8 protein-coding genes are annotated in these 12,353 nt (G+C 48.4%); 1 reads left to right on the forward strand and 7 read right to left on the reverse strand.

What is annotated here, in order from left to right; all coding sequences use genetic code 11:
• Positions 1 to 81: 81 nt before the first annotated feature.
• From glgP to zapB, 6 genes are all read right to left on the reverse strand, one after another.
• Positions 82 to 2,517, reverse strand: coding sequence for a glycogen/starch/alpha-glucan family phosphorylase (gene glgP, locus ACWA5Z_RS02570; protein ID WP_431053765.1), 2,436 nt, complete (start codon positions 2,515 to 2,517; stop codon positions 82 to 84).
• A 29-nt stretch (positions 2,518 to 2,546) separates the two neighbouring features.
• A complete protein-coding gene (gene glgA / locus ACWA5Z_RS02575; RefSeq protein WP_431053766.1) occupies positions 2,547 to 3,986 on the reverse strand; it encodes a glycogen synthase GlgA in 1,440 nt (479 codons plus the stop codon).
• A gap of 110 nt (positions 3,987 to 4,096) precedes the next feature.
• Entirely contained in the window at positions 4,097 to 5,389 is a 1,293-nt protein-coding gene (glgC, locus tag ACWA5Z_RS02580) for a glucose-1-phosphate adenylyltransferase (RefSeq protein WP_431053767.1), read from the reverse strand.
• 49 nt (positions 5,390 to 5,438) lie between these two features.
• Positions 5,439 to 7,451, reverse strand: a complete 2,013-nt coding sequence (glgX, locus tag ACWA5Z_RS02585; protein ID WP_431053768.1) for a glycogen debranching protein GlgX — start codon at positions 7,449 to 7,451, stop codon at positions 5,439 to 5,441.
• Positions 7,452 to 7,481: 30 nt separating this feature from the next.
• Positions 7,482 to 9,671, reverse strand: coding sequence for a 1,4-alpha-glucan branching protein GlgB (glgB, locus tag ACWA5Z_RS02590; RefSeq protein WP_431053769.1), 2,190 nt, complete (start codon positions 9,669 to 9,671; stop codon positions 7,482 to 7,484).
• Positions 9,672 to 10,001: 330 nt separating this feature from the next.
• On the reverse strand, positions 10,002 to 10,241 hold the full coding sequence (zapB, locus tag ACWA5Z_RS02595; RefSeq protein WP_431053770.1) for a cell division protein ZapB: 240 nt from the start codon (positions 10,239 to 10,241) through the stop codon (positions 10,002 to 10,004).
• A 228-nt stretch (positions 10,242 to 10,469) separates the two neighbouring features.
• On the opposite strand from zapB, the gene glpX reads away from it, so the two are divergent.
• Positions 10,470 to 11,483, forward strand: coding sequence for a class II fructose-bisphosphatase (gene glpX, locus ACWA5Z_RS02600; RefSeq protein ID WP_431053771.1), 1,014 nt, complete (start codon positions 10,470 to 10,472; stop codon positions 11,481 to 11,483).
• A gap of 58 nt (positions 11,484 to 11,541) precedes the next feature.
• Here the strand turns inward: glpX and ACWA5Z_RS02605 are convergent, their stop codons facing one another.
• On the reverse strand, positions 11,542 to 12,300 hold the full coding sequence (locus ACWA5Z_RS02605; protein WP_431053772.1) for a DeoR family transcriptional regulator: 759 nt from the start codon (positions 12,298 to 12,300) through the stop codon (positions 11,542 to 11,544).
• Positions 12,301 to 12,353 lie beyond the last annotated feature (53 nt).

Consider the following 12,353-nt stretch of genomic DNA (forward strand, 5'->3'; position numbering starts at 1 on the left):
CCACACTTGATTCTAAGCTCTCGCCCACAAAAAAGCCTGGCAATTGCCAGGCTCAGGGTTATTTCAACGGGAAACCGCACTTTACAGCTTCACCGGTTGCAAGTGCCAGATTTGATCCGCATATTCTTTGATGGTGCGGTCTGATGAGAAGTAGCTCATATTGACGATATTTTGAATCGCTTTGGCAACCCAAAGGTTTTGGTCTTTATAAACCTCATCGATCTGTTGTTGCGTATCCACATAGCTACGGAAATCGGCAAAGGCTTGGTAGTAGTCGCTGAACGGCGAGAACGATTGATAACGGCTCGGTTCGTTCGGGCTGAATGCGCCGCTGGTGACCTGTTGCATTGCTTCTCTCAGTTGCGGATCGTTTTCGTAATAAGTCGACGGATGGTAGCCTTGATGGCGTAACGCTTCCACTTGCTCTACCGTGTTGCCGAAGATAAAGATGTTGTCTGCGCCCACATTTTGCAAAATTTCCACGTTTGCGCCGTCGAGCGTCCCAATGGTTAAAGCGCCGTTGAGGGCGAATTTCATATTACTGGTGCCGGAGGCTTCCGTACCCGCCAATGAAATTTGTTCGGACACATCGGCGGCCGGAATAATCAACTGCGCAAGGCTGACGCTGTAGTTCGGGATAAACACCAGTTTCAACTTATCATGCACGCGCATATCGTTGTTGATCACGTTGGCAACATCGTTGATTAAACGGATAATCTGTTTTGCCGCATAGTACGCCGAAGCCGCTTTACCGGCGATGATGAACACCCGCGGCGTCCAGTCTTTTTCCGGATTACGCAGAATCTCGTTGTAACGTGCGATGATGTGCAACAGGTTTAAGTGCTGGCGTTTATATTCGTGAATCCGTTTGATTTGCACGTCGAACAGCGCGTCGGGATTAACCACGATATTCAGATTGTGTGCGATGTAGTTTGCCAATTTGACTTTGTTGGCTTTTTTCACCGACCGCACTTCGTCCATAAATTTCGGGAAATCCGAATACTGTTTCAGCTGTTCCAGTTCGCTGAGATCTTTACGCCAACCTTTGCCGATATATTTGTCGAATACCGATGACAAGCCCGGGTTAGCCACGCCAATCCAGCGGCGAGGCGTAATACCGTTGGTCATATTGCAGAAACGTTCAGGATAGATTTTGGCGAAATCGGCAAAAATGGATTTGACCATTAAGTCGGAATGCAGTTTCGCCACCCCGTTGATTTTATGCGAAGCCACCACGGCAAGCCACGCCATGCGGACTTTGCGCCCGTCGTTTTCGTCAATCAAAGAGACGCGGCGGATTAAATCCGGATCTTTTTCGGTGTACGCTTTGATACTATTCAGGAAATACTCGTTAATCTCCAGAATAATCTGCAAATGACGCGGCAGAATCGCGCCCATCATATCCACCGGCCAGGTTTCCAGCGCTTCACTCATCAAGGTGTGGTTGGTATAAGAGAACACTTTGCAGGTAATATCCCACGCTTTTTGCCAACTGAATCCTTCTTTATCGATCAAAATGCGCATTAATTCGGGAATTGCCAATACCGGGTGGGTATCGTTAAGGTGAATCGCCACTTTGTCGGCTAAGGTTTCCAGTGTTTTATGCTGCCATTGATGGCGTCTGATAATATCTTGCAAGGAGGCGGAAACCAAAAAATATTCCTGACGTAAACGCAGTTCGCGTCCGCAATAGGTGGAATCATCCGGATACAATACGCGTGATACGTTTTCCGAGCGGTTTTGCCGCTCCATTGCCGCAAAATAATCGCCTTGATTAAATTTGGTTAAATCGAACACATCGCCGGCATTAGCCGCCCATAAACGCAAACTGTTCGCCATATCGGTTTCATAACCGGGGATAATTTGATCGTAACCTAGCGCAATAATTTGCGAGGTATCCACCCAACGCCATTTGCCGTTTTCCTGATAGATACGCCCGCCGAATTCGACTTTATAACGTTTGGTCGGGCGGATAAACTCCCACGGCACGCCTTTTTCCAACCAGGCGTCGGGGCGTTCGATTTGTTGTCCGTCCACGATTTTTTGGCGGAACATCCCGTATTCATAACGGATACCGTAGCCCATTCCCGGATAATTTAAGGTTGCGATAGAATCTAAAAAGCAGGCTGCCAGGCGCCCTAAACCGCCGTTGCCTAAGCCCGGATCCACTTCTTTTTCGATAATCTCTTCCAAATCCAAGCCCAGCTGTTCTAAGGCTTCGCGCACGATATCATAAACGCCTTCCGACATCATGGCATTGGACAAGGTACGCCCCATCAAAAATTCCATTGACAGATAATATACCCGCCGGGCATCTTGCGATTGGGTGGCTCGCTGGGTTTTCAGCCAATTCTCTGCCACCAAATTGCGCACCGCATACAAGGTTGCGTTTAACCAGTCGCGCTGACTGGCGACGCCCGGGTCGCGCCCAATTGCGTAAATAAGTTTTTGCACAATTGTTTCTTTAAAACTTTCCACACTCGGCAGTGTGCCGTTTGGTGTAACAATATGATTCATAAGGTTTCCTGCTTTTACCCGATAACTATTTATACATTAAAAAGACGGTGATAGATGGCAGAATATTGTTCCGCTGCCAATCGCCAACTAAAATCAGCTTCCATACTGTTAATCCGCACTTTGTACCACTGCGGTTTGGCTTTCCATAGCACTTTTGCCCGTTCAAATGCGTCCACTAAACCGTCCACTGACGCTTCGCCAAATACAAATCCGGTTGCCGACCGCACTTTGATTGTTTCTTTATCGCTGTCCACCACGGTATCCGCCAGCCCCCCGGTCGCTCGCACTAATGGCAGCGTGCCGTATTTTAACCCATATAGCTGCGTTAAGCCACAAGGTTCAAAGCGGCTCGGCACGAGAATGACATCGCCGCCGGCAATCACCAAATGGGATAATTTTTCGTTATAACCGATTTCGATGCTAACCTGTTGCGGGTATTGCAATTCCAGTTGTGAAAACGCCTGTTCATATTGACTGTCGCCGGAACCCAACAAAATAAACTGCACGCCTTCGGTTAGCACTTGCGGTAGCGCCTGTAATAACAAATCCACGCCTTTTTGCGCCGTCAGGCGGGTCACCATCACAAAGAGTAAGGCATTTTTGTCTTCCGGCAACCGAAATACCTTTTGCAACTCGGTTTTGCAACGGGTTTTGCCGGCCATGCTTTTCAGTTTGTAGTTGGCGGGCAGGTGCGAATCCGATTCCGGATTCCAAATGGTATAATCCACGCCATTCAACACCCCGCTCAACTTGCCTTGCTGTTGCAAGGTGTTGAGCAAACCTTCCAATCCATAGGCATATTCCGCGGTTGTGATTTCTTGGGCATAGGTCGGGCTGACGGCGGTAACGTGATCGGCGTAATACAAACCGGCTTTCAAATAAGAAATTTGCCCGTTTAATTCGACCCCGTTAACATTAAACATCTCCGGCGGCAAGCCGATTTCAGCCAGATGCCGATAATGAAATTGCCCCTGATAGGCTAAATTATGAATGGTGAACACCGATTTTGCCGGTCTGCCTTTGGCATACAAATAGGCGCACGCCATCCCGGCGTGCCAGTCATGGGCGTGCACCACATCGGCTTTCCACCAGCTATCCAGCTTGTCGCCCAATTCCGCGCCGAACCAACCCAGCAAGGCAAAACGCAGATAATTGTCGCCGTAATCATTGTAGTGCGGATCATGATACGGATTGCCTTCGCGCTGATACAAGTGCGGTGCGTCGATCAAATAAATGCCCAAACCGTTGTAATCGGTGTAACGCAAGGTCACTTCACCGGCAAAAGTATCAAAGGTGCCGACGACACCGCTTTGCGGTAAACCGGCAACCACCGCCGGATATGCCGGCATCAAAACGCGTACGTCATCGCCGTTTTGCTGTTGCGCAAAGGGTAAGGCGCCGGTTACATCGGCTAAACCGCCGGTTTTCAATAACGGGTAAAGCTCGGAACAAACGTGTAAAATTTTCATGGGCTGCTATCCTGTATTTTATCTTCTGCTAACAATAGAAAATCATCTCTGCGCTGAGCGGAGATGATTTCAATTTATGTTTCCTTCGTCATAGAGAGAAGAAAAAACGGTTACTCTTCTTCTTTTTTCAATTTATTCAACATCTTCGATGTCACCAACACCACTTTACCGGTACTGCTGACACGGAAGCGCTTGGCGTCAAGCGCCATATCCACCCCGATTTCCATACCGTCCGGAATCACACTGTGGCGGTCAATAATCGCATTTTTAATCGTTACATTTTTGCCAATCGTCACCTCAGGTAAGATCACCGAATATTCCACGTTTGCGCCTTCACGCACGCTGACGTTGTCAAACAACACCGAATTGCTGATCACCGCGTCATTTACCAAACAGCCGCCGCCGACCAAAGAATTATCCAACGCACGCGATTTGCGTAAGTTTTTATAGAAGAATTTTGACGGGAACGTTTGTTTCGGCGTGGAGCGGATCGGCCAGCGTTGATCGAACAGATCCAGTTGCGGATGTTCGGTGACCAAGTCGATATTGGCTTCCCACAACGCATCGAGCGTACCGACATCACGCCAGTAGATTTCGCCTTGCGGATTGCGCCCCATGCAAGAGCGGCTGAACGGATGCGCATACAACACACCTTCTTTCAAAGCTTGCGGAATGATGTCTTTACCAAAGTCATGACTGGATTCCGGCTTCGCAAATTCGCGATCCAAAATGTCATACAAATAATCGGCATCAAACACATAAATTCCCATTGATGCCAACGAGGTGTCCGGTTTGCCCTGCATGGTCGGCGGATTTTTCGGTTTTTCAATGAAATCGGTAACTTGCAGATTTTCATTCACCCCCATTACGCCGAATTCATGGGCTTTCTCTTTTTCCACTTCGATACAACCGACAGTACACTTCGCCCCGCTGGAAACGTGATCCAACAGCATTTGCGCATAGTTCATTTTATAAATGTGATCCCCGGCAAGGATGAGAACGTATTTCGGTTTGTAGTGATCACGCATAATCGCGCCGTTTTGATACACCGCGTCGGCAGTGCCGCGATACCAAGTGCTGTCATCCAGCTGTTGCCGTGCCGGCAACATATCGACAAACTCATTGCGCTCACGCGGCAGGAAAGACCAACTGTGCTGTAAGTGACGCAACAGGGAATGCGCCATATATTGGGTGACCACCCCGATACGATTCAAATGGGAATTGATACAGTTAGACAGGGCGAAGTCGATAATTCGGCAAGAACCACCAAAATACACCGCCGGTTTAGCGCGTTTATCCGTCAGTTCGTGTAAGCGAGAACCTCGTCCGCCGGCCAAAATCAGCACAAGGGTATCATCGGTAATCCGAATCATGCTAGGTGAGTTCTTTAAAATATCGTCCATAATGTTCTCCTAAATATGAAAATAAACTGAAATCTACTCGATAGAGAAACTATCCTCTGCGAGAGAAAATATAAATTCCCGGCTGAGCCATTATGACCTCCCTGTCATTTCCACCCCGACGGCAAGCTGAGGTGAGTTTATGTTCCCATTCGCCCTCGCCTGCAGAACAGGGCGGCAGATGGAAAGATTGCATTACGCCACGATTCACCATCAGTAGCCAACGCTGTTCCAATTCGATTTGAAAACCGATACTGTGCGGATCTTGCCAATCGGCGACGCTCATTGGTTCGCCGTGGCAATTCCACCACCGCACTTGATCGTCATTCCACCAAGTGTCGTGTCGTGAAAGTGCGGTTATCTGCTTTCTGAATGCAATTAAGGCTTGGGTGTAAGCCAACAAATCCCGGTCTTGTTTGCTCCAATCAATCCACGTGATCTCGTTATCTTGGCAATAAGCATTGTTATTGCCCTGCTGCGAATGCCCGGTTTCGTCGCCTGCCATTAACATCGGCGTGCCGTTAGCCAAAAGTGCGCTCGCCAGTAGCGCTCGCACCGCCGCTTGGCGCTGTTGCAGCACCGCCGGCTGATCCGTTTCGCCTTCAACGCCAAAATTATGGCTGAAATTTTCCCCGTGTCCGTCGCGGTTTTCTTCGCCGTTTGCCCGGTTGTGTTTATGCTGATAGCTGACTAAATCGTTGAGGGTGAAACCGTCATGGGAACAAATATAATTAATCGAAGCGCTTGGCAGTTTGTGATCATGTTGAAAAATATCCGAAGAGGCGCAAAACCGCTGGGCAAACCCGCCCGTGTTGCCCTCATTGCGCAGCCAAAAACGGCGCATATCATCACGGAAACGGTCATTCCATTCGGCAAAATAATCCGGGAAGTTGCCCAGTTGGTAACCGCCCCACCCGATATCCCACGGTTCGGCGATATATTTTTTATCTTTTAAAACCGGATCATTGGCAATGCGTTGGAAAATTTGCGCCTGCCGGTTGAATTCCGGCTCACGTCCGATAATGGTTGCCAAATCAAAACGGAAACCGTCCACATGACATTCCTGCACCCAATAACGCAAGCAGTCATGCACCCATTGCAAAGTGTTGGCATTCGTCAGGTTCAAGACGTTGCCGCAGCCGCTCCAATTATGGTAATCGCCGTTTTCGGTCAGCCAATAATAGTTGGCATTATCCAAGCCGCGCTGGCTAAGGGTCGGTTGCGCCAAATCCGAATCGGCGGTGTGGTTAAATACCACGTCCAGAATGACCTCAAACCCCGCTTGGTGCAAACTCTTGACCATCTGCTTGAATTCACTCGCCGGGGTTGTGCCGTTGCGTCCCGACCAATAACCGTCGTCAACGGCAAAAGGCGCCAACACGTTATAGCCCCAATAATTGGATAAACCGCGTTGCTGCAAATGCCGCTCATCGGCGTGAAACGCCACCGGCATTAATTCAAGCGTGGTCACGCCTAATTTTTTCAGATAATCCAAAGATGCCGGATGTGCCAAACCGGCATAACTGCCGCGTAATGCCGATGGAACCGCAGGGTTAAGTTGGCTGAAGCCTTTCACGTGCAGTTCGTAAATAATCGTTTCCGCCCAGGTGTAATTCGGTGAGCGGTCTTCTTGCCAATCAAACGCGGAATCAAGCACAATCGCCTTCGGCGCCACCTCGGCATTATCCAAATCATTTGTCAAATCAAATAATTGAGCTTGTTCTTCCGTGGCAAAGTGCGGTTTGCGATCCACCGCCTTCGCATAAGGATCCAATAAGAGTTTTTGCGGATTAAAATATCGTCCCAAGTGCGGTTGACTCTCGCCATAGACACGGAAGCCATACTTGATCCCGACATCAATGCCCGCCAACCATAAACTCCAAATATGGTCGGCGTCTTGCTGCATTTTGAAACGGTGTTCTTTACCTTTATACGAAAACAGGCACAATTCAACCAAATCGGCATGTTCGGAAAACAGCGCAAAATTCACGCCGTTTACGCCGTCGATCATCTGTAACGACGCCCCCATTGGCTGCGCCATGCCTTTTTTCACTCTGCCAATCATGCCGTCAACACCCCGTTACTACCGTCCATCCTAGCGCTGACGCTGTAAGTAAATCGTTGCCAATGGCGGCACTGTCAGGGAAATCGATTGCGCTTTATTATGCGCAGCAATCGCTTCGCTGTGTAACGCCCCGCCGTTGCCGACATTCGAACCGTGATAGAAATCGGAGTCGGTGTTCAGCACTTCATGATAGACGCCCGCTTGGCTGACGCCGATACGGTAATGTTCACGCGGCACCGGGGTGAAGTTGCTGACCACAATCACTTCATTGCCGTCGCGATCACGCCGGGCAAAGGCGAATACCGAGTTTTGGCAATCATCGACCACCAACCATTCAAAGCCCTGCGGATCGAAATCCAACTGGTGCATTGCCGGGGTTTGTTGATAGAAATGGTTCAGGTCTTTCACCAGTTTTTGTACGCCACTGTGCCAACCGCCGCCGTTTTGGTCATCCAACAAGAACCAATCGAGACTTTCTTGGTAATCCCATTCGCGTCCTTGCGCAAATTCGGAGCCCATAAACAGTAATTTTTTGCCCGGATGTCCCCACATATAGCCGTAATAAGCGCGCAGATTGGCAAATTTCTGCCATGTGTCGCCCGGCATTTTATCTAACAGCGAACCTTTGCCGTGCACCACTTCATCGTGCGACAACGGTAAAATAAAATTTTCGGTGTAGTTGTACAACATACCGAAAGTCAATTGGTTATGGTGGTGCTGACGATAGACCGGATCGAGCTTCATATAGGATAACGTATCGTTCATCCAGCCCATATTCCATTTATAGTGGAAACCTAAACCGCCCATTTCCGGCGGATTGGTAATGCCCGGGAATGCGGTCGATTCTTCCGCGATCGCTATACAGCCGTCAATCTCATTGCCGATCACGTAGTTGGTGTGTTTTAAAAATTCAATCGCTTCCAGATTCTCCCGCCCGCCGTATTGATTCGGAATCCACTCGCCCTCTTTACGGCTGTAATCACGGTAAATCATCGACGCCACCGCATCAACCCGTAATGCGTCGACACCGAAACGTTCCAGCCAATACAGCCCGTTGCCGGAGAGGAAGTTTTTCACTTCATTGCGCCCGTAGTTATAAATCAGCGTGTTCCAATCTTGGTGGTAGCCCTCTTTCGGATCGGCGTGTTCGTAAAGTGCGGTGCCGTCAAAATACGCCAAGCCGTGGGTATCGCTTGGAAAATGCCCCGGCACCCAATCCAGAATCACATTAATGCCCGCATCATGTGCTTTTTGGATAAACGAACGCAACTGCTGCGGATTGCCGAAACGGCTGGTCGGGGAATACAAGCCGAGTGGCTGATAGCCCCACGAACCGTCAAACGGGAATTCGTTAATCGGCATTAATTCAATATGCGTGAAGCCCATTTCTTTCACATACGGGATCAATTGATCGGCGATTTCATCATAATTCAGCCAGAAATTATTTTCCAAATTGCGCCGCCATGAACCGAGATGTACCTCATAAATCGAAATCGGCGCGTCAAAGGCATTGGCTTTTTTGCGTGCCTCGGTCATCGGCACAATATCCGGCAAGGCACTGACTTGTGAAGCGGTGTCCGGGCGCAGTTGGGAGGCGAAAGCGTAAGGATCGGCTTTTAAGCGCAGGGTTTCGTTCGCATCTAACAATTCATATTTATACAGGCTGCCGAGCGCCACTTGCGGGATAAAAATTTCCCACAAGCCGTTTTCAGGGTGGAAACGCATTGGATGACGGCGTCCGTCCCAGAAGTTGAAATCGCCGACTACGGAAACCCGCTTGGCATTCGGCGCCCACAGAATGAAATTCACCCCGGCAACGCCTTCGATTTCGGTGAAATGCGCGCCCAGTTTTTCATACGGACGGTAATGGGTTCCTTCGGCAAGCAACCAATTATCCAAATCGGATAAAATCGGGCGGAAACGGTAAGGATCTTCTAAAATTTGGTTTTCATTGCCCCAGAAGACATTTAATTGATAAGTGAAAAAGTCATGCCGCTTCGGAATCACCGCCGCAAAAAAACCGTCGTCGTGCAAACGCTCCATTTCGACGATCTCTTGCTGACTTTCTTTGTCGATGATCGAAATGCTGGAGGCGTCCGGCATCAATACCCGCACTTCAATCCCGTTATCCGTTTCGTGCATTCCCAATACGGAAAAAGGATCCGCATGTCTGCCGCCCAACAACGCTTCTATAGTCACCGTATCTAGCAAAACACTCATGTCTTATCTCCATTTCGATCATATCAGACATCAAAATCTTTATTTGATGTCGAGAAAAAAACTGCAAATGAACTTAACATTTAAGTAAAAAATATAACGTAATCTTATCTTTTTTATATTTTTAACATGTTAATGTGCTTGGATATTAAGCTTGGCACAAGCGTAAACAAGATACAACCGGAAAAATCAAAAATCAGGGGCTAGATCACATTATTTTATCAAATTAAATAAATGCTCAATATGGAGTGTGATTTCTATCAAAAAAGGAGTGAAAATAGAAAAGCCGAGAACAGGATCTCGGCTTTGAAACAATAAGTGCGGTCGGCTGAATCAGATGTTATCAATTTTGCCTAACAACGAACTGATTCTTTCTTTCCAATTATTTAATTCGTTTTTCAAGTGCTCGTTTTCACCGGCAACCGAATCACGCTCAGCACGCAAATGATTCAATTCATTTTGCGTATTATCCTGCTTGCCTTTCAATTCTTCAATTTCCAATTGTTGTAATTGAATGGTTTCCACAGCTTGTTTAATTTTTTCATCGAGTTGTTCTAGAAGTTCGAAAGACATAGTAAATCCTTAATAAGTAATAATTGCCAAATGAAATTTTAGCTATTCTAGCCTAGTTGGCTACAGATTTCACATAGAAATTGACAAGCAGGGCATTTTTTACGAATTCGCCCAATCAATTCCCGCAAGCCAACGGAATTTATGCTAAAATACCGTTTTGTGTGGATCACCAATCCATCGGCTACATTTCAACTTTCACCCTCAACGAATGAATATAGGTCACACAAAATGAAAAGATCCCTTGCAATCGAATTCTCCCGCGTTACCGAAGCCGCCGCCCTTGCCGGATTTGCTTGGTTAGGGCGCGGCAATAAAGACGCCGCCGACGAAGCCGCGGTAAAAGCCATGCGCATTATGCTCAACCAAATTGATATCAATGGTGAAATTGTGATCGGCGAAGGCGAAATCGACGAAGCCCCGATGTTGTATATCGGTGAAAAAGTCGGTAACGGCAGCGGCGACGCCATTTCGATTGCCGTCGATCCGATCGAGGGCACACGCATGACCGCAATGGGGCAAGCCAATGCGCTGTCCGTGCTTGCCGCCGGCGGCGAAAACACTTTCTTGCAAGCACCTGATATGTATATGGAAAAACTGGTGGTCGGGCCGGAAGTGAAAGGCATGATCGACCTCAATCTGCCGCTGGAGCAAAACCTGCGCCGCGTCGCCTCCAAACTGGGGAAACTGCTGTCACAACTGACCGTGATCACCCTCGACAAACCGCGCCACCGAGAAACCATTGCCAAAATGCAGCAAATGGGCGTGAAAGTGTTGGCGATTCCGGATGGTGATGTCGCCGCGTCGATTTTATGTTGCCTGCCGGATAACAACGTCGATATGCTGTACGCCATCGGCGGGGCGCCGGAAGGGGTGGTTGCCGGTGCGGCAATCCGCGCCTTGGGCGGTGACATGCAAGTGCGGTTGCTGCCGCGCAACCAAGTGAAAGGCGACAGCGAAGAAAACCGTGCGCTTGCCGCACAAGAAATCGCGCGCTGTGAAGCGATGGGCGTGGAAGTGAATAAAGTATTGCAACTGGAAGAGATCGTGCGCGACGACAATCTGATTTTCTCCGCCACCGGTATCACCAACGGCGATTTGTTGAAAGGCATTCACCGCAAAGGCAATATCGCCACCACCGAAACCCTGCTGATCCGCGGACGCTCGCGCACTATCCGCCGTATCCAATCGCTCCACTATTTGGATCGTAAAGATACCGATCTGTATCGTTTGATTGGCAGCTAAATTGCCTCAAAGTGCGGTTTTAGCCATCGCTATCGGCAACAAAACCGATAGCGATTTTCTATGCCAACACCAGCTCGATATTCAAATTCTGAATATTTTTTTGCACGCTTTCGAGTAAAGTGCGGTCAGTGATAATGGTATCGAACACATCTAAACCATAAATCCAAAAGGTCGCCACTTTGCCGTATTTTGAGGCGTCGGTGACCAAAATATTTTTCTTACTCGACTCGACAATCGCCCGTTTCACCGCCAGTTTTTTCTCATCAGGCGTGGTTAAGCCTTTCAAATTCCAAGATGAAGTCGAAATAAACGCCACATCAATCGAAATATTACGCAAAAACTGTGCCGACAGCTCGCCGACGGAAGAATAGTTTTCTTTGCACACATAACCGCCGGTGTGGATCAAATCGCATTTGCCCTCTTTAATCAGAAAGTGGGCGATCACAAAATCATTGGTGATCACCAACAAATCCTCGCGTTGCGCAAGTTGATAGGCAATCTCCAGGGTGGTTGTGCCGGCATCGAGATAGATGGTTTTGCTGCCGCCCAAAAATTGCAGTGCCTGCGTACCGATTGCCTGTTTTTGCGCTTGAAACAAGAGGGATTTATCATCGTGGGTCGGCTCGATAAACAAACGTTGCAACAACTGCACCCCGCCCGACACCGACACCACTTTGCCTTGCTCTTCCAATTTTTGAATATCCCGCCGCACGGTCATATGCGACACCTGCATAATCTCGACCAGTTCGGCAATGCTGATTAAATCGTGTTCAGTCAGCAAGGTCAAAATTCGCTTTTGTCTTTCTGCCGGAATCATGTATGAATCCTTTCAATTTATTGTGAATTTTCGTGAAATAATAACACTTTATA

The sequence above is a fragment of the Testudinibacter sp. P80/BLE/0925 genome, from assembly GCF_053570785.1.